Source organism: Kluyvera sp. CHPC 1.2972, assembly GCF_036759925.1.
In the GTDB taxonomy this organism is placed as follows: Bacteria; Pseudomonadota; Gammaproteobacteria; order Enterobacterales; family Enterobacteriaceae; genus Kluyvera.
The window spans coordinates 60,283-78,884 of sequence record NZ_JAPKIB010000010.1 but is presented as its reverse complement, the minus strand read 5'-3'; the positions used below and the strand labels follow the sequence as shown (position 1 = coordinate 78,884).

The following is an 18,602-nucleotide window of genomic DNA, read 5'->3' as shown; positions in this document are numbered from 1 at the left end:
CGGTTTCTGCGGGGGCTATTTTTTACAGTTATCTGGCTGGGATCTATTATGTTTTTCAGCTATTCGGTTATGTTTTTCGCTTTATGTGATCGCGAAACGGATCTCATAAACGAGGGATAGGTTTTTTGTTTTGTGGCTCACAAATTAAAAATCGTCACACTTATTTTAAATATAAATTATTTCATTGCAGAGAAATCACAAATATAAAAATAATAGGCAATAAAAAACCCGGAGCGACCCGGGTTTTATCAACCTGCTGAACACACAACGCTAGATGTGCAGTTCTTTCAGGGTCTCTTTTGGCAGCGCCAGTTCATCATTGCTATTGATGCGGACACCACGGTCGATAATGTGGCGCGCAATCTCCTGCGCTTCGCTGAGGGAGTGCATCTCATAAGTCCCACACTGGTAAACGTTCAGCTCTGGGATCTGATTTTGATCCTGCACTTTCAGTACGTCTGCCATTGCCGCTTTCCAGGCATCGGCTACGCGCTGCTCGTCCGGCGTACCAATCAGGCTCATGTAGAAACCGGTGCGGCAACCCATTGGTGAGATATCGATAATCTCAACGCCGTTACCGTTCAGATGGTCACGCATAAAGCCAGCAAACAGGTGCTCCAGGGTGTGGATCCCTCTTTCCGGCATCACTTCCTTGTTCGGAATGCAAAAACGCAGGTCAAAAACCGTGATCGCGTCGCCGTGCGGGGTGTTCATTTTCTTCGCCACGCGAACGGCTGGGGCTTCCATACGGGTATGATCGACTGTGAAGCTATCTAACAACGGCATTTCGTAACCTCCGATATCACCTTCATGCTCACGCGTGCTGCACTTTTTTTCTATCCACAAAATCAACTAACCACATGAATAGATTCAACTTTATGCAATTCACCGCGCTCCGCTTCAGGATAATGTGATTTTTTTAAAAATAAACTGAACTCTTTGTTCCCATGCCAGTCTTAGTATATGAAAGACGCGCATTTGTTATCATCATCCCTGATTCAGAGATGTATATTTTGGCCACAGTGATGTGGCCTTTTTCTTTTGTATCAAGCGTGTCTCGCCAGCAGTGCTTCAAACGGTTCGTTATCCGACTCTTCAATCTGCTGCTGACGTGCGCGGGAAGCATCACGCTCCTTCGCAAAATCCTCTTCGCTCAGAATCTCCAGTGGCTCCTCACGCAGCATCGTACGATACTGTTCGGCCAGCGCCTTGCCCGTACCACCAATGCCTTCATCAAGCATAGAACGCAGAATACGCGCAGAGAAGGTTAAATCTGGATTATCAAAGCAGGCGACTAGCTCATCACATACCTTCTGGTATGCCGTTCCGCCGTTGATGCCGTCCAGCGTCTGCGCCACGCGCTTAAGATCGTGGAACAGATCTTTACCCACTTTCGTCAGCGGGAACTGCGCCGTTTCGCAGCCAATCCCCAGCGTCAGGCCCGGCTTACGCCCTTCCAGGATCACGCGGTTCCAGTTCGTACGCGTACACAGCAGCTCATCGCTGCTCATCTCTGGCGCATCCGCCAGCACGCACCAGACCATAAACAGGTCAAGGAAGCGAATCTGCTGCTCGTCGACGCCAATTGGCGAGAACGGGTTGATATCGAGTGAACGCACTTCAATGTACTCGATACCGCCGCGCAGCAGCGCATCGGAAGGGGTTTCGCCATCGCGCGTGACGCGCTTAGGACGAATGGGCGCGTACAGCTCGTTTTCAATCTGCAGAATGTTGCTGTTGATCTGCAGATGCTTACCGTCCTTCTCAAGGCCGATACGGGCATACTCTTCCGACGGGGTTTTAATCGCGCGCTTTAATCCTGCCACATACTCGTGCAGTTCGTTAAACGTAATTCCGAGATTGCTTTGCGATTTATTGGTATAGCCAAGGTCGCTAAGGCGCAGAGAGGTGGCGTACGGCAGGTAGTACATGCCGCATTCCGTTTTCTCAAACGGCAGCGTGGTCGGTTTGCCCTGCAGGAACGAAGAGCAGATTGCCGGCGACGCCCCGAACAGATACGGGATCACCCAGCCAAAGCGATAGTAGTTGCGAATCAGACGGAAATAACCGGCTGAAATCGCTTCTTTATCGTCTGTACCACACTTCGCCTGCCAGAATGCCATTGGCAGCGAGAAGTTGTAGTGTACGCCAGAGATGGTCTGCATCAGCGCGCCGTAGCGGTTTTTCAGACCTTCGCGGTACAGCGTTTTCAGACGGCCGATATTCGACGTGCCGTACTGCGCCAGCTCAATCTCCTGGCCCGGCGCAATGTAGCAGGGCATACTCAGCGGCCACATACGTTCGTCGCCCAGCTGACGCGCGGTGTAGCGATGCACGTCACGCAGCAGCGTCAGCATATGGTCAATGTCGCCGTCGACCGGAGTAATAAACTCCAGCAAGGCTTCTGCAAAGTCCGTGGTGATCCATTTATGGGTCAGGGTTGCGCCAAGCGCTTCCGGGTGACCGGTTGTTGCCAGAGAACCATCTGCATTAACACGCAGCGTTTCGCGCTCAAGTCCGCGGTGGATCCCCTGAAGAGCCTGAGGATGTTTTTCCAGCCAGGACAGCGCCTGTGATACGTCCGGGATCAAATTGACCTCCCGCCTGTCGAATTCATTTTATTAAGCATAATTGTCATCGTGGAGATGCGATATTCCACCTGCCATCCAATTAGTGCCACCACGTCATGCCCTGAAGCGTCAGCGCCGCGACTGCGACGTACCGTAACGCTTTCCCCAGGCATAAAAAAAAGAGTACTGGTCCCCAGGAAATACGCATCCACCCTGCCAACAGGCACAGCAAATCGCCGATAACCGGCATCCAGCTCAGCAGCAGCGTCGCCGCGCCGTAGCGTCGGAGCCAGCCCACCGCCTTTTCCTGCCATCGCGATGTTTTGCGTAATGGAAAAAAACGACCAAGAATAACGTTAGTAGCCCCGCCAAGGCTATTACCCATTGTTGCTATTACTACCAGAAGCCAGGGCTTACTCGCGCCCGAAAGCAGCAGCGCGACCAGCACGGCTTCGGAGTTACCCGGCAGCAGCGTTGCACTGAGGAAGCTGCTTGCAAACAGCGACCCCAGCGCCAGAAATTCACTCACAGCAGACGCACGTCAACGGCGTCCATTCCCGCCGCCGCAGCGGCCTGAAGTCCAAAATCGGCATCTTCAAACACCACGCAGCGCTCAGGCGGCACGCCGATCAACTCCGCGCACAGTAAGAACGTATCCGGCGCAGGTTTATGCTGTTTAACATGATCGGCGGCGACAACGGCCGCAAAATAGTGACGCAGTCCCAGATGCGCAAGCAGCGCTTCAGCCACGGCGCTTTCGCTACCGGTGCCGACCGCCATAGGGCGACGACCGTGCCACTCCTTCACCACCTCAATAAGCGGTAATGGCGTGACCGAGTCCAGCAGCATCGATTTTACCGCAGCGGTTTTTTCACGTGCGAGAAGATGGGGATCTAAATCGGCCTCATGGCTTTCAATAATCGCCTGGGCAATGCGCCAGGTCGGAGAGCCATTCAGGGCAACCATCGCCTGTTCGTCGAACTGCATTCCATATCGTCCCAGCACGTCACGCCACGCTTTACGATGCGTAGGTTCCGTATCAAGAATGGTGCCATCCATATCAAAAATCAATCCAGCATAGCGTTCGTACATTGTCTTCTCACCTTAGCCAACGTGACGTTACTTTATCGCAAAAGGGGCAGATTGTCGCTTCCCGCCGCAGAGACGACAAAGGCACCTTATCGGTGCCTTTGTCCATATTGCTGACGGAGGGATTATTTAATCTGCATGTCGTTTTCAACAACCCGCACGCCCTGTACCTGGCGCGTCACTTCTACCGCACGTTTTGCATCAGCCGCCGACGACACAAAGCCGCTCAGCTGCACGCGACCTTTAAAGGTCTGTACGTTAATTTCACTGGATTTAATCTGTTTATCGCTGAACAGCGCCGTTTTCACCTTAGTGGTTACGACCGTATCATCGATATAACCACCGGTACTTTCCTTGGTTGAAGAACCCGCACAGCCAGATAGCGAGATAGCTACCAGAAGCGCGGCGCAAGACGCAGCCATTGCTTTGAACCATTTCATGGATTTCTCTCCTTGCACTCAGGTCACCAGAATAAGGGTGTATCAGAGATAAATTATAGTGGAAAGAATGGGTTGCCAATCAGAAAAGTGTGAAGAAAATTTTTTGAGCGAAAAGCTGACAGGTTTGCGAGAGATTAAAAAAACAGGAAGATTTCAGAGAAGATGGTGCATCCGGAAGGATTACTCGGCTGCGCCTCGCCCTAACGGGCCGTTGCTGAAGCAACGTTATCCTCCCTGGTGCTTGCGAAAAACTCGCAGACCTTGAAACAACAGCGCAACTGTTATCTCGGAGAAGATGGTGCATCCGGGAGGATTCGAACCTCCGACCGCTCGGTTCGTAGCCGAGTACTCTATCCAGCTGAGCTACGGATGCATCGGAAAAGCTAATTATCGTGCAAAACAAAAGAATGGTGCATCCGAGAGGATTACTCGGCTGCGCCTCGCCCTAACGGGCCGTTGCTGAAGCAACGTTATCCTCCCTGGTGCTTGCGAAGAATTCGCAGACCTTGAAACAACAGCGCAACTGTTATCTCGGAGAATATGGTGCATCCGGGAGGATTCGAACCTCCGACCGCTCGGTTCGTAGCCGAGTACTCTATCCAGCTGAGCTACGGATGCATCGGGAAATTTGCTTTACTGCCGATATTGATACCGCTATAAAAACGATATCAAGTAAGAGATGGTGCATCCGGGAGGATTACTCGGCTGCGCCTCGCCCTTCGAGTCGTTGCTAAAGCAACGCTATCCTCCCTGGTGCTTGCGATTAACTCGCACACCTTGAAACAACAGTTTAGCTGTTATCTCGGAGAATATGGTGCATCCGGGAGGATTCGAACCTCCGACCGCTCGGTTCGTAGCCGAGTACTCTATCCAGCTGAGCTACGGATGCATCGGGAAACTTACTTTACTGCAGATTTGATATCGCTGCTAAGGCGCTATCGATTTTCTGTAACAACGCTAATGCGTTATCTCAGAGAAGATGGTGCATCCGGGAGGATTCGAACCTCCGACCGCTCGGTTCGTAGCCGAGTACTCTATCCAGCTGAGCTACGGATGCAAATGGCGGTGAGGCGGGGATTCGAACCCCGGATGCAGCTTTTGACCGCATACTCCCTTAGCAGGGGAGCGCCTTCAGCCTCTCGGCCACCTCACCAACAACACCTCTTGCGAGTGCTTCGAAGAACTTGTTTCTGCTCATCGTCGCTGTGTGGCGCACATATTACTTTCTGGGACTTATAAGTCAAACAATTTTCCGCAGTTTTTTTTCGTTTGCACATTTCACACGCAATAAGCTGTTAAAAAAGACAGAATGCACGTTTTATCAACAGATAAATTGCGTTTTTGCCGGTATAGCAGCAAAAAAGAAAATGGGTGCAAAGGTGCTGGGGCGAGGAAAAAAGGGAGAGAAACGAGAGTAAAACGAAGAAAACAGTGGGAGGTGCGTCTCACCCGCGGGGTGAGACGCGAGAACTTAGTAACTGGACTGCTGGGATTTTTCAGCCTGGATACGCTGGTAGATCTCTTCACGGTGAACAGAGACTTCTTTAGGGGCATTTACGCCGATGCGCACCTGGTTACCCTTCACCCCTAAAACTGTCACAGTGACCTCATCTCCAATCATGAGGGTCTCACCAACTCGACGAGTCAGAATCAGCATTCTTTGCTCCTTGAAAGATTAAAAGAGTCGGGTCTCTCTGTATCCCGGCATTCTCCATCATATAACGCCAAAAGGTCAGCTATGACAAACACCTTCGTGTAAGCGGTCACGGCATCACACTCTGTTAAATGTAAGTTTAGCCGATCTACATGACTTCAACCTGACTTTATCGTTATCAGTACCGCATATGCAAGATGCCTTAACATTTAACGTTAAGGCACCCGCATGCGTTTATTGTTATTACAGTTTAGCGCTGACCCAGCCTTTCACACTGGACAGTGCAGCAGGGAGCGCAGCCGCGTCGGTACCGCCAGCTTGCGCCATATCCGGACGACCGCCCCCTTTGCCACCCACCTGCTGGGCGACCATGCCAACCAGCTCCCCTGCTTTCACACGGTCGGTCACATCCTTAGACACGCCTGCAATCAGAGAAACCTTACCTTCTGCTACTGTTGCCAGTACGATAACCGCAGAACCCAGCTGGTTCTTCAGATCGTCGACCATAGTACGCAGCATCTTCGGCTCAACGCCGGCGAGCTCGCTCACCAGCAGGTTAACGCCGTTAATAGTCTCAGCTTTGCTGGAAAGGTTTGCGCTTTCCTGTGCTGCCGCCTGCTCTTTCAGCTGCTGCAGCTCTTTTTCCAACTGACGTGTACGTTCAATAACGGTACGCACTTTTTCGGTGACGTTGTGGCTGTCGCCTTTCAGCAACTGCGCAATATCGCTCAGGCGATCGCTTTCAGCGTGCAGCGTGGCAATTGCACCTTCACCGGTCACGGCTTCGATACGACGAACGCCTGCCGCGGTGCCGGACTCAGACACAATGCGGAACAGACCGATATCGCCGGTACGAGAGGCGTGGGTACCACCGCACAGCTCGGTAGAGAAGTCGCCCATGCTCAGCACGCGAACGTGGTCGTCATATTTCTCACCGAACAGCGCCATCGCGCCCTTCGCTTTCGCCGCTTCGAGATCCATGATGTTGGTTTCGATTGGCAGGTTGCGACGAATCTGGGCGTTGACCAGATCTTCAACCGCGCGAATCTCTTCCGGCTTCATGGCTTCGAAATGAGAGAAGTCGAAACGCAGAACCTTGTCGTTCACCAGCGAGCCTTTCTGCGCAACGTGCATGCCCAGAACCTGGCGCAGCGCCGCGTGCATCAGGTGCGTTGCAGAGTGGTTCAGACGGATGCGTGCACGGCGTGCAACATCAACGTCAGCCTGCACACCATCGCCCACCTTCAGCGCGCCGGTAGCCAGTTTGCCGAGGTGCCCAATTGCCTGGCCGTATTTCTGGGTGTCGTTGACCGCAAAGCTAAAGCCCGCGCCTTTCAGTTCACCCTTATCGCCAACCTGACCGCCGGATTCTGCATAGAACGGAGTCTGATCAAGCACTACAACCGCTTCCTGACCGGCAGCAATAGCGTCTACCGCTTTGCCGTCAACGAACAGCGCAGTCACTTTGCCGTTCAGCTCCAGGTGGTCATAGCCTTTAAATTCTGAAGCACCATCAACGCGAATCATCGCGTTGTAGTCTGCGCCAAAACCGCTGGACTCACGCGCACGGCGGCGCTGCTCTTCCATCGCGGCTTCGAAGCCAGCTTCGTCAACCTTGATGTTGCGCTCACGGCAAACGTCCGCCGTCAGGTCAACCGGGAAGCCGTAGGTATCGTACAGACGGAAAGCGGTTTCGCCGTCCAGCGTGTCGCCGGTCAGTTTTGCTAGCTCTTCGTCGAGCAGCGCCAGACCGCGCTCCAGCGTACGAGCAAACTGCTCTTCTTCGGTTTTCAGTACCTGCTCAACCTGCGCCTGCTGACGTTTCAGCTCTTCGCCTGCTGCACCCATCACTTCTACCAGCGGGCCAACCAGCTTGTAGAAGAAGGTGTCTTTCGCGCCCAGCATGTTGCCATGGCGGACGGCGCGGCGAATGATACGACGCAGCACGTAGCCGCGGCTTTCGTTAGACGGCATCACGCCATCGGCAATCAGGAACGCACAAGAACGAATGTGGTCCGCAATCACGCGCAGAGACTTGTTGCTCAGATCGGTCGCGCCGGTCGCTTTCGCCACCGCGTCGATCAGTTTACGGAACAGGTCGATGTCATAGTTGGAGTTCACGTGCTGCAGCACAGCGGTGATACGCTCCAGACCCATACCGGTATCCACGGACGGCTTCGGCAGCGGTTCCATGGTTCCGTCAGCCTGACGGTTGAACTGCATGAAGACGATGTTCCAGATCTCAATGTAACGGTCACCGTCTTCTTCTGCGGAACCCGGAGGGCCACCCCAAATGTGGTCGCCGTGGTCATAGAAGATTTCGGTGCACGGGCCGCAAGGACCGGTGTCGCCCATCTGCCAGAAGTTATCCGATGCGTACGGCGCGCCTTTGTTGTCGCCGATACGGATGATGCGCTCACGCGGGATGCCGACTTCTTTTTCCCAGATTTCGTAAGCTTCGTCATCGCTCTCATAGACGGTGACCCACAGACGCTCTTTCGGCAGGGCGAACCAGTTTTCACCGGTCAGCAGTTCCCACGCGTACTGAATAGCGTCGTGCTTGAAGTAGTCGCCGAAGCTGAAGTTACCCAGCATTTCGAAGAAGGTGTGGTGACGTGCGGTGTAACCGACGTTTTCCAGGTCATTGTGTTTACCGCCCGCACGCACGCAACGCTGCGCGGTGGTCGCGCGAGAATAATTACGCTTGTCGAGACCGAGGAACACATCTTTGAACTGGTTCATCCCGGCATTGGTAAACAGCAAAGTAGGGTCGTTATTCGGCACCAGGGAGCTGCTGGCAACTATCTGATGGCCTTTACTATGGAAAAAGTCGAGAAACGCCTGACGGATCTCAGCGGTGCTCTTGCTCATAATTATCCTGACATCAAGCTACACTTCATCCTTCAAACCGCCGAGTCAACGGCTGTTTTCACCCCCAATCACGGACTGAAGTTCGCGTCTGAGGCTTCTCTTTCCCACCACTCTGATGCGGTTTGAATGATTTTGTGTATTAAGGAATATTCGTCACCGACGCGGATTGCTTTAAAAACAACCCGCCTCCGGACGGAAAAAGTGGGAATAAGATAAGTTTTCTTTAAAGGGAAGTAAAATCCCCAGTGAGGTCAATCAGCAAAATTTCGCCATATTTCCTGGATATCTTCCATCAGGTAGCCGCGATAGAGCAAAAATCGCTGGATTTTGACCTTTTCAGCAAAGGCGGTCGGCAGCGGTTCACCGTATTTTCTCACCGCCTGATCGCGCGCCAGTATAGCCCAATCAATGTCGCACTCGCGCATGGCCTGCTCGATAGCTTCGCGTGCAATGCCCTTCTGCCCCAGCTCCTGACGAATGCGTGCCGGGCCATATCCTTTGCGGCTGCGTCCGGCCATAAACTGCTGCACGAAGCGGCTGTCGTCGAGGTAGCGGTTTTCAAAGCACCAGGCCACCACCTTTTCAACCTCTTCCGGCGGCGCGTCGATAGGCTCAGGGCCATTTTTCCCCATCACCGGGGCGGTAAGTTTACGCCGCAGCTCCTGTTCGCTGTGGTCACGCATTGCCAGAATGCGAATAGCGCGGTCCAGCAGTCTGGCGTAGGCGGAACGGCGCGGTGAGTTTTCGGTCATGATGTTTTACCGTCGTGGTAAATGCAAAAAGGGCTGCATAAGCAGCCCTTCAAATGTGCACAATCAAGTAGCCCGGACAAGGTGCGATAGCACCGACCCCGGGGGACTCTGAGCGCATTCCCGGCGTCGTTTCACTCGGCCGGGCTACATGATTAGAAGTCTTCGTTGGTTTCTTCGACGCTGTTGTTATCAACGGCGAAGTCCGGCGTAGAGTCCTGGTTGTTGAGCAGCAGCTCACGCACTTTCTTCTCAATTTCTTTCGCCGCAGCCGGGTTCTCTTTCAGCCAGGAGATAGCATTCGCTTTACCCTGACCAATTTTGTCGCCGTTGTAGCTGTACCAGGCGCCCGCTTTTTCAATCAGCTTTTCTTTCACGCCGAGGTCGACCAGCTCACCGAAGAAGTTGATACCTTCGCCGTAGAGGATCTGGAATTCAGCCTGTTTAAACGGTGCAGCAATTTTGTTCTTCACGACCTTCACGCGGGTTTCGCTACCCACCACGTTGTCGCCCTCTTTCACCGCGCCGATACGACGGATATCAAGACGTACGGAAGCGTAGAACTTCAGCGCGTTACCACCGGTAGTGGTTTCCGGGTTACCAAACATCACGCCGATTTTCATACGGATCTGGTTGATGAAGATCAGCAGGGTGTTGGACTGCTTCAGGTTACCCGCCAGTTTACGCATCGCCTGGCTCATCATACGTGCCGCGAGGCCCATGTGAGAGTCACCGATTTCGCCTTCGATTTCCGCTTTCGGCGTCAGCGCCGCAACGGAGTCAACGACGATAACGTCTACGGCACCGGAACGCGCCAGCGCGTCACAGATTTCCAGAGCCTGTTCGCCAGTGTCCGGCTGGGAGCACAGCAGGTTGTCGATATCAACGCCCAGCTTGCGAGCATAAACCGGGTCCAGCGCGTGTTCAGCATCGATAAACGCACAGGTTTTGCCTTCACGCTGCGCGGCAGCGATAACCTGCAGCGTCAGGGTGGTTTTACCGGAGGATTCTGGCCCGTAAATTTCGACGATACGGCCCATTGGCAGGCCGCCAGCACCCAGCGCGATATCCAGTGAAAGCGAACCGGTAGAGATAGTTTCCACGTCCATGGAGCGGTCTTCACCCAGACGCATGATGGAGCCTTTACCGAATTGCTTTTCGATCTGGCCCAGCGCTGCAGCCAACGCTTTCTGTTTGTTTTCGTCGATAGCCATTATTACTCCTGTCATACCGGGTGTTACCGGATAGTGAATTCTGTTCTGTTGAGGCAATTATACTGTATGGTCATACAGTATCAAGTATTTTGTAGAAATTGTTGCCAGAGGAGATTGAGCGCATAAGCGGTCGCCTGTCGACGCACCGATTCACGGTCGCCGTCGAAGCATTCACGCTGGGTAACGCCTTGCCCGGTGGCGCTTGCTACGCCGAACCAGACCGTGCCAACCGGCTTTTCTGCGCTGCCGCCATCCGGCCCGGCAATGCCGCTAACCGAGACTGCAAAGTCAGCCCGCGCCGCGCGCAGTGCGCCAATGGCCATCTCAACGACCACCGGTTCACTCACCGCACCATGCTGTTCGAGCGTCACTTCACGCACACCAATCATCTGCGATTTTGCCTCGTTGCTGTAGGTCACAAACCCACGCTCAAACCAGGCAGAACTGCCGGCAATATCGGTAATGGTTTTGGCTATCCAGCCGCCGGTGCAGGACTCTGCGGTGGTCATCGTCGCCCCACGCGCTTTCAGCGCCAGGCCAACCTTTTCACTCAGCTGCATTAATTCTGAATCTGTCATCATCGCTCCGCTTCAGCCCGATAAAGAGGCCATCAAAGATAGCACTTTCAGGAGATATATGGGGATGGGATGGCGATTTTACGAGGGGGATTCCGAAATTGAACGCCCCGGAAGAACCGGGGCGTGGAAGTGCCAGATTTAGCGCATACTGGCGGCGATAAGCTCCACGTTATGACGCAGCATTTTGACGTAGCTGTCCGCCACGCCGCCCGGTTTCGACAGCGCTTCCGGATACAGTTCGCCGCCCGGCTGCGAGCCGGTGGCCGCGGCAATCTGCTTCACCAGGCGCGGATCGAGCTGGTTTTCCATAAACCAGGTGTGTACGCCATCGGCCTTAATTTGCTGAATCAACGCTGCCACCTGCGCCGCGCTGGCTTCGCTTTCTGAAGAGAGCCCCTGCGGTGCCAGGAAGGTGACGCCGTAGGCGCGAGAGAAGTAGCCAAAGGCATCGTGGCTGGTCAGCACCTTACGCTTCGCCTGCGGAATAGCGCTGAACTGCTGCTTCGTCCAGCGATGAATATCGTTAAGCTCGCCAATGTAGCGTTTGCCGGAAGCATTGAGCGCCGCGCTATCTTCCGGGTCAGCCTTCACCAGGCCAGTCAGGATATTCTGCGCGTACAGTGCGCCGTTTGCCGCGCTGTTCCAGGCGTGCGGGTCGGTCACCGTTTTACCCTCTTCATCCAGGGTGTGGGTTTTTACGCCCGTTGAAGCCACCACCAACTCACCTTTAAAGCCCGATGCTTTGATAAGGCGGTCCATCCAGCCTTCCAGCCCCAGGCCATTGACCACCACCACATCCGCTTTGCTGAGTAGAGCGCTATCTTTCGGCGACGGCTCAAAAGTATGCGGGTCGCCGTCCGGGCCAACCAGCGTGTCGACGTGAACGTGATCGCCGCCGACCTGCTTCACCATGTCGCCCAGCACCGAAAAGCTGCTGACCACGTTGAGCGTTTTTGCCATCGCCCCCTGCGCCGCCAGCCCTAACGCCAGCGCCATAATCACCCCAATACGTTTCATCTTGTCCCCTTTCCTCTTTATTTTAACCAGCTCACGGTCAGCCGGCTTCGCTTGCCAAACAACACTGAAATCAAAAAGATACCGCTCGCAGTTAGCACAATCGACGGCCCTGCAGGCAGATTGGCCGCCCACGACAGGCTGAGCCCCATCCAGGCGCATACGCCCCCGATTAGCGCCGCGAGCAGCAGAATTGACGGTAAGGTTTTCGCCCAGCAGCGCGCCGCAACGGCGGGCAGCATCATGACCCCCACCGCCATCAGCGTGCCCAGCACCTGAAAACCAGCCACCAGGTTGAGCACCAGCAGCGCCAGAAATAGCCCGTGCAGCAACACGGGCAGCCAGCGCGCATTCACCTGCAGCCAACTGCTATCAAACGCTTCGCTCACCAGCCCCCGGTAGAAAAGCGCAATGCAGAGCAACGTCAGGCTGGCGACACCCGCCACAAACAGCGCCGCATCGTTATCCACCGCCAGAATCGAGCCGAACAACAGATGCAGCAGGTCAACGTTAGAACCGCGCAGCGAGACCAGCGTGACCCCCAGCGCCAGCGACCCTAAGTAGAATCCGGCGAAGCTGGCATCCTCTTTCAGTGGCGTGCGTCGGCTGACCCAACCGGCCACCAGCGCCACCGTAATGCCGGCAATAAAGCCGCCAACGGTCATCGCCAGCAGCGACATGCCGTTCACCAGATAGCCCACCGCCACGCCGGGAAGAATGGCGTGCGACAGCGCGTCCCCCATCAGGCTCATCCGCCGCAGCAATAAAAAGACGCCAAGGATGGTGGTACTGAGCGACAGCGCGAGGCACACCACCAGCGCCCGGCGCATAAAGCCAAACTCGATAAAGGGTTGGAAGAAGGTGTGCCAGATCATGCGTGCCTCGCGGAGTTAAACGCGGGCAGCACGTCATGGGTATGCCCCCAGCAGGCATTCTGCGGCGCCAGCAGCAGCGTTTCCGGGAAGTACTCCGCTACGCGCTGGTTATCATGCAGCACCGCCAGCACGGTTTGCCCCTGCTGATGCATCTCCTGAATCACCCCCATCAGGTCATGACTGGTGGCTTCATCTATGCCGGTGAAGGGCTCATCCAGCATCACCAGCGGCGCACGCTGTACCAGCACGCGGGCAAAAAGCATGCGCTGGAACTGGCCGCCGGAAAGTGCGTCAATTGGCGTTTTCGCCATGCTTTCCAGACCCACTCGCGCCAGTGAAGCGGCAATACGCTGGCGCGTGTCGCTACGCAGGCCACGCAGCAATGAAATTCTCGGCCACGCCCCCTGGCTCACCACGTCCAGCACGGTTAACGGAAACTGCGACTCCAGCGCGTGACGCTGGGCCAGCCAGCCGATCACCGGGCGTGAAGGCGTCCAGCGAATGACGCCGCTTACCGGCGGAATAAATCCCGCCAGCGTTTTCAGTAAAGTGGATTTTCCGCAGCCGTTCAGGCCAACAATCGCCGTCATGCTGCCTTTGTGAATCACACCGCTCAGCGACGGCGTAATCGCCACGCCTTCATAGCCTGCCACCAGGTTGTCCAGTTCAATCATGGCAGCGACACCGCCCACCAGACCATCAGCCACAGCACGCTCAATAGCGCGCAGGCCAGCAAAACCCGCGTTACGCTGCTGGCCATAAAAACAGGAGTGAACATCTTTGCCTCACCATCAAATGTTATAACATAACAATATTGGATTAGCGCTAAGATGTAAACGGCAGGAAATGATGCTAAATGTAACAAGCCCCCCTCTGAACCGAGGGGAGCCAGAAGGAAGGATTACTGACCGCGCGCCTGAGAGACCGCCAGACCCAGCTGCCAGACGGCCATCGCATAGTGGGTGCTGTGGTTATAGCGGGTGATGGTGTAGAAGTTCGGCAGACCGTACCAGTATTGGTATCCCGTGCCGATATCCAGCCGCAGCAGGCTCGCCTGCTGATGATTACCCAGCGGCTGCATCGGCGTTAAGCCTGCCGCCGACAGCTGCGAAACGCTGTACTTGGTTTTGAAGCCATTCTCCAGCCCCGGAGCCTGCCCCATCGCCTGCACCGCCACCGCGTCGCCGCTCACCCAACCGTGCTGTTTGAAGTAGTTCGCCACGCTGCCGATGGCATCTTCCGGATCCCACAGGTTGATATGACCATCGCCATTGAAATCAACCGCATACTCTTTGTAGGAGGACGGCATAAACTGCCCGTAGCCCATTGCCCCGGCAAACGAGCCTTTCAGATCCAGCGGGTCGTCCTGCTCGTCACGCGCCATCAGCAGGAAGGTTTCCAGCTCGCCGGAGAAATACGCCGCGCGGCGCGGATAGTTGAAGGAGAGCGTCGCCAGGGCATCGAGAATGCGCGTTTTACCCATCACGCGGCCCCAGCGAGTTTCTACACCGATAATCCCGACGATAATTTCCGGCGGTACGCCGTACACCTGCGAAGCACGCTGTAGCGCGTCCTGATGCTGGTTCCAGAACACCACACCGTTCTGGACGTTATCCGGCGTAATAAACTGATTGCGATAGCGCAGCCACGCACCGTTCGGGCCGGTTGGCGGCAGGCCGGTCGGCGCCTGCCTGTCCATCAGGCGCAGCACGTAGTCCAGGCGCTTGGCCTGAGAGAGAATTTCATGCAGCTGCTGTCGGTCAAAGCCGTGTTTGCTCACCATCTTGTCAATGAACTGCTCGGCCGCCGGATTATTGGCAAAATCACCGGTTGGCATCAGCGCATTGTGCTGAGGTTCAAGAAGAAAACCGCCGGAGGTGGTTGCCGGAGATTCAGCCGTTTTAGGTTTGCTGCTACAGGCAGCGAGCAGGACACACAGGGGGAGTAAAGCCAGAACACGACGCTTCAACATGGGACATCCGTTTAACAATATCAGCAAGAGTTAAATATGGTAAAGCATCCGCCACGCTGCAAGGAAGCGGTTGTCGCGCTCACTCGCAGAATTTCTCATTTCCACACTTCGTTTTCTCTTTTTCCTGCGGTCACGCTCGCAATAACTTTCACAATAAAATATTTATCTTTCATTTTGCGATCATAATAACACTTTAAAATCTTTCAATCTGATTAAAATCACCCACCTTTTGGTCATATACCCTAAATAATTCGAGTTGCAGGAAGGCGGCAAGAGAGTGAATCCCCAGGAGCTTACTCTAGTAAGTGACTGGGGTGAGCGAGCGCAGCCAACGCCGAGGCGGCTTGAAGGATGAAGTGTATAAAACGATAAATCCCTACAGGAGATAACTATGGTCGACACCATTACCCTCGGTGCTGAATGGTTCATCGGGCTGTTTCAGAAAGGCGGAGAGGTCTTCACCGGCATGGTGACCGGTATCCTTCCGCTGCTGATTAGCCTGCTGGTTATCATGAACGCGCTCATTAACTTCATCGGTCAGCATCGTATTGAGCGATTTGCTCAGCGCTGTGCCGGCAATCCGGTCTCCCGCTACCTGTTGCTGCCCTGCATTGGCACATTTGTGTTTTGTAACCCCATGACGCTGAGCCTGGGGCGCTTTATGCCAGAGAAGTACAAGCCCAGCTACTACGCCGCGGCTTCCTACAGCTGCCACTCCATGAACGGGCTATTTCCCCACATCAACCCTGGCGAACTGTTTGTCTATCTGGGGATAGCCAACGGCCTGACCACGCTCGGGCTGCCGCTCGGGCCGCTGGCGGTGAGCTACCTGTTGCTTGGTCTGGTCACCAACTTCTTCCGCGGCTGGATTACGGACTTCACCACCACCGTCTTTGAGAAAAAAATGGGCATTCAACTGGAACAGAACGTTCAACTGTCGGGAGCGACATCATGACGCGTATTCGTATTGAAAGAGGAACCGGCGGCTGGGGTGGCCCGCTTGAGTTGGACGCCGAACCCGGCAAGAAAATCGTCTACATCACGGCCGGAACTCGCCCGGCCATCGTTGATAAGCTCGCGGAGCTTACCGGTTGGCCTGCGATAGACGGATTTAAAGAAGGTGAACCGCCTGAAGCGGAAATTGGGGTCGCAATCATCGATTGCGGCGGCACACTGCGTTGCGGCATCTATCCGAAGCGCCGTATTCCCACCATTAATATCCATGCCACCGGCAAATCTGGCCCGCTGGCGCAGTTTATTCTGGAGGATATTTACGTCTCCGGCGTCAGGGAAGAGAACATCCACTTTGCCGGTGAAACCAGCGAAGCAGCCAACGCGGTTCCACCAGCAAAACCAATGGCCGCCAGCGGACGCGATTACGACGCCACGAAAAAGATCACCGAACAGAGCGATGGCCTGCTCGCCAAAGTCGGCATGGGTATGGGTTCGGCGGTAGCGGTACTGTTTCAGGCGGGTAGCGACACCATTGATACGGTACTCAAGACCATTCTTCCCTTTATGGCGTTCGTCTCGGCGCTTATCGGCATCATCATGGCGTCAGGCCTCGGTGACTGGATAGCCCACGGTCTGGCACCGCTTGCCAGCCACCCGCTCGGGCTGGTCACGCTGGCGCTAATCTGCTCTTTCCCCCTGCTATCCCCCTTCCTCGGGCCTGGGGCAGTTATCGCTCAGGTGATTGGCGTCCTAATAGGCGTGCAAATTGGGCTCGGCAATATCCCACCACACCTGGCGTTACCTGCTCTGTTTGCGATTAACGCGCAGGCCGCATGCGATTTTATTCCAGTGGGATTATCCCTCGCCGAGGCGCGGCAGAACACCGTACGCGTGGGCGTGCCTTCCGTGCTGGTGAGCCGCTTTCTGACCGGAGCCCCAACCGTGCTGATTGCCTGGTTTGTTTCCGGCTTTATCTACCAATAGGGAATCTGTGATGACCGTGATTTATCAGACCACCATTACCCGCATTGGTCAGAGCGCCGCAGAGGCGTTGGACGACCAGATGCTGATCACCTTCAGGGAAGGTGCACCGGCAGATATTGAAGAGTTTTGCTACATCCACCGCCCCGGCTGTTTAAGTGGCCCTCTCCAGAGCGGCATGCACTTTGAGATTGGCGAGCAGCGCTATCGGGTCACCGCAGTAGGCGGCGTAGCCGAACAGAACTTACGTGAACTGGGGCATATCACCCTGTGCTTCGATGGACAAAGCGAAGCAAAGTTTCCCGGCACGGTACACCTCGCTGGATCAACGCCGGACGGTATCGTACCGGGCACCATTTTGCAGTTTATGGATTAATATTTAAGGAGAAAATAATGAAGCAGGTTGCCGTTGTTATTGGTGGAGGCCAAACCCTGGGGGCATTCCTCTGCCGCGGCCTCGCCGCAGAAGGATACCGCATCGCCGTGGTCGATATTCAAAGCGATAAAGCCGCCAGCGTGGCGCAAGAGATTAACGCCGAATTTGGCGAGGGAATGGCCTGTGGCTTTGGTGCCGATGCCACCAGCGAGCAAAGCGTGCTGGCACTCTCGCGCGGCGTCGATGAAATTTTTGGCCGCGTGGATCTACTGGTCTACAGCGCGGGCATTGCCAAAGCCGCATTTATCAGCGATTTCCAACTTGGTGATTTCGACCGCTCGCTCCAGGTCAATCTGGTGGGCTATTTCCTCTGCGCCCGCGAATTCTCCCGACTGATGATCCGTGACGGTATTGCCGGGCGAATCATTCAAATCAACTCAAAATCCGGCAAGGTGGGCAGCAAGCACAACTCCGGCTACAGTGCGGCAAAGTTTGGCGGCGTAGGCTTAACGCAATCGCTGGCGTTAGATCTGGCCGAGTACGGCATTACCGTGCACTCACTAATGCTTGGCAACCTGCTGAAATCACCCATGTTTCAGTCGCTGCTGCCGCAGTACGCTACTAAGCTTGGCATTGAGCCAGGTGACGTGGAGCAATACTACATTGATAAAGTGCCGCTAAAACGCGGCTGCGACTACCAGGATGTGCTGAACATGCTGCTGTTCTATGCCAGCCAGAAAGCCTCCTACTGTACCGGTCAGTCAATCAACGTCACCGGCGGACAGGTGATGTTCTAAACGTTTTGCCCGGTGGCGCTACGCTTACCGGGCAACCAAGGAGCACATCATGGTCTCAGCTCTGATTACCGTTGCCGTTATCGCCTGGTGTGCTCAGCTCGCGCTGGGCGGCTGGCAAATCCACCGCTTCAACCGGGCGTTCGACCAACTCTGCCAACAGGGTCGAGTTGGCGTAGGGCGATCCGGCGGACGCTTTAAACCCCGCGTCGTGGTTGCTATCGCGCTGGATGAGCACTTCCATGTCGTCGATACGCTGTTTATGAAAGGGGTTACCGTGTTCGCCAGACCGGGGAAAATTGACGGAGTGAACGGAAAACATCGTGATGAATTACAGCCTGATGTGATCTTTCCCCATGATCCTCTCTCGCAGAATGCACTATCATTGGCGCTTAAACTGAAACATGGGTAATTTCGTTGTGAATGCTAATAGCTTGCGAAATTATCATTTCGCAAATTTATGTCAGGGTA

General features: G+C 54.9%; 19 protein-coding genes and 5 tRNA genes. 5 read left to right on the top strand and 19 right to left on the bottom strand.

All coding sequences use genetic code 11. The annotated features are described in order from the left end of the window. Positions 1 to 270 precede the first annotated feature (270 nt). The 19 genes from luxS to mltB all read right to left on the bottom strand — a co-directional run bounded on the left by luxS (position 271) and on the right by mltB (position 15,026). On the bottom strand, positions 271 to 786 hold the full coding sequence (gene luxS / locus V6944_RS15860) for an S-ribosylhomocysteine lyase (protein ID WP_185668708.1): 516 nt from the start codon (positions 784 to 786) through the stop codon (positions 271 to 273). A 260-nt stretch (positions 787 to 1,046) separates the two neighbouring features. Further along, positions 1,047 to 2,591: a glutamate--cysteine ligase gene (gshA, locus tag V6944_RS15855; protein ID WP_333499653.1), complete on the bottom strand. Its 1,545-nt coding sequence runs from the start codon at positions 2,589 to 2,591 to the stop codon at positions 1,047 to 1,049. 79 nt (positions 2,592 to 2,670) lie between these two features. After that, positions 2,671 to 3,099 (bottom strand): YqaA family protein, encoded by a 429-nt coding sequence (locus V6944_RS15850; protein WP_185668706.1) that lies wholly within the window; start codon positions 3,097 to 3,099, stop codon positions 2,671 to 2,673. Next, on the bottom strand, positions 3,096 to 3,662 hold the full coding sequence (gene yqaB / locus V6944_RS15845; RefSeq protein ID WP_185668705.1) for a fructose-1-phosphate/6-phosphogluconate phosphatase: 567 nt from the start codon (positions 3,660 to 3,662) through the stop codon (positions 3,096 to 3,098). Before yqaB ends, V6944_RS15850 begins: the two co-directional genes overlap by 4 nt. 122 nt (positions 3,663 to 3,784) lie before the next feature. Then, positions 3,785 to 4,099 carry a BON domain-containing protein gene (locus V6944_RS15840; RefSeq protein WP_035897502.1) on the bottom strand — a complete coding sequence of 105 codons (315 nt, stop codon included), beginning with the start codon at positions 4,097 to 4,099 and terminating at the stop codon, positions 3,785 to 3,787. Between the two features lie 296 nt (positions 4,100 to 4,395). Continuing rightward, positions 4,396 to 4,472 (bottom strand) — tRNA-Arg (locus V6944_RS15835). 168 nt (positions 4,473 to 4,640) lie between these two features. After that, positions 4,641 to 4,717, bottom strand: a tRNA-Arg gene (locus tag V6944_RS15830). 194 nt (positions 4,718 to 4,911) lie between these two features. Further along, positions 4,912 to 4,988: transfer RNA gene (locus tag V6944_RS15825), tRNA-Arg, on the bottom strand. A 91-nt stretch (positions 4,989 to 5,079) separates the two neighbouring features. Beyond that, positions 5,080 to 5,156, bottom strand: a tRNA-Arg gene (locus V6944_RS15820). Between the two features lie 3 nt (positions 5,157 to 5,159). After that, positions 5,160 to 5,252 (bottom strand) — tRNA-Ser (locus V6944_RS15815). Positions 5,253 to 5,570: 318 nt separating this feature from the next. Continuing rightward, entirely contained in the window at positions 5,571 to 5,756 is a 186-nt protein-coding gene (csrA, locus tag V6944_RS15810; protein WP_000906486.1) for a carbon storage regulator CsrA, read from the bottom strand. Between the two features lie 240 nt (positions 5,757 to 5,996). Then, positions 5,997 to 8,624: an alanine--tRNA ligase gene (gene alaS, locus V6944_RS15805; protein WP_333499652.1), complete on the bottom strand. Its 2,628-nt coding sequence runs from the start codon at positions 8,622 to 8,624 to the stop codon at positions 5,997 to 5,999. Between the two features lie 251 nt (positions 8,625 to 8,875). Continuing rightward, entirely contained in the window at positions 8,876 to 9,376 is a 501-nt protein-coding gene (gene recX / locus V6944_RS15800; protein WP_333499651.1) for a recombination regulator RecX, read from the bottom strand. Between the two features lie 152 nt (positions 9,377 to 9,528). Further along, complete coding sequence (recA, locus tag V6944_RS15795; protein WP_035892538.1) at positions 9,529 to 10,587, bottom strand: recombinase RecA; 1,059 nt, start codon at positions 10,585 to 10,587, stop codon at positions 9,529 to 9,531. 80 nt (positions 10,588 to 10,667) lie between these two features. Further along, complete coding sequence (gene pncC / locus V6944_RS15790; protein WP_185668079.1) at positions 10,668 to 11,165, bottom strand: nicotinamide-nucleotide amidase; 498 nt, start codon at positions 11,163 to 11,165, stop codon at positions 10,668 to 10,670. Between the two features lie 138 nt (positions 11,166 to 11,303). Then, positions 11,304 to 12,182, bottom strand: coding sequence for a metal ABC transporter substrate-binding protein (locus V6944_RS15785; RefSeq protein WP_333499650.1), 879 nt, complete (start codon positions 12,180 to 12,182; stop codon positions 11,304 to 11,306). A 17-nt stretch (positions 12,183 to 12,199) separates the two neighbouring features. Further along, positions 12,200 to 13,054: a metal ABC transporter permease gene (locus tag V6944_RS15780; RefSeq protein WP_185668070.1), complete on the bottom strand. Its 855-nt coding sequence runs from the start codon at positions 13,052 to 13,054 to the stop codon at positions 12,200 to 12,202. Then, a complete protein-coding gene (locus tag V6944_RS15775) occupies positions 13,051 to 13,761 on the bottom strand; it encodes a metal ABC transporter ATP-binding protein (protein ID WP_333499649.1) in 711 nt (236 codons plus the stop codon). Before V6944_RS15775 ends, V6944_RS15780 begins: the two co-directional genes overlap by 4 nt. 194 nt (positions 13,762 to 13,955) lie before the next feature. Next, positions 13,956 to 15,026, bottom strand: a complete 1,071-nt coding sequence (gene mltB / locus V6944_RS15770) for a lytic murein transglycosylase B (protein WP_333499648.1) — start codon at positions 15,024 to 15,026, stop codon at positions 13,956 to 13,958. 391 nt (positions 15,027 to 15,417) lie between these two features. On the opposite strand from mltB, the gene srlA reads away from it, so the two are divergent. Genes srlA through gutM form a run of 5 tightly spaced genes read left to right on the top strand, consistent with a single transcriptional unit; the run spans position 15,418 to position 18,543 of the window. After that, positions 15,418 to 15,981 (top strand): PTS glucitol/sorbitol transporter subunit IIC, encoded by a 564-nt coding sequence (srlA, locus tag V6944_RS15765; RefSeq protein WP_333499647.1) that lies wholly within the window; start codon positions 15,418 to 15,420, stop codon positions 15,979 to 15,981. Beyond that, the gene (gene srlE, locus V6944_RS15760) at positions 15,978 to 16,964 is read left to right on the top strand and encodes a PTS glucitol/sorbitol transporter subunit IIB (protein WP_333499646.1); all 987 of its coding nucleotides are present in this window, start codon (positions 15,978 to 15,980) and stop codon (positions 16,962 to 16,964) included. The genes srlA and srlE overlap by 4 nt, the downstream gene beginning before the upstream one ends. A 10-nt stretch (positions 16,965 to 16,974) precedes the next feature. Continuing rightward, a complete protein-coding gene (gene srlB, locus V6944_RS15755; RefSeq protein WP_333499645.1) occupies positions 16,975 to 17,337 on the top strand; it encodes a PTS glucitol/sorbitol transporter subunit IIA in 363 nt (120 codons plus the stop codon). A gap of 17 nt (positions 17,338 to 17,354) precedes the next feature. Further along, positions 17,355 to 18,134, top strand: a complete 780-nt coding sequence (srlD, locus tag V6944_RS15750; RefSeq protein WP_333499644.1) for a sorbitol-6-phosphate dehydrogenase — start codon at positions 17,355 to 17,357, stop codon at positions 18,132 to 18,134. A 49-nt stretch (positions 18,135 to 18,183) separates the two neighbouring features. Further along, entirely contained in the window at positions 18,184 to 18,543 is a 360-nt protein-coding gene (gene gutM, locus V6944_RS15745; protein ID WP_333499643.1) for a transcriptional regulator GutM, read from the top strand. Positions 18,544 to 18,602 lie beyond the last annotated feature (59 nt).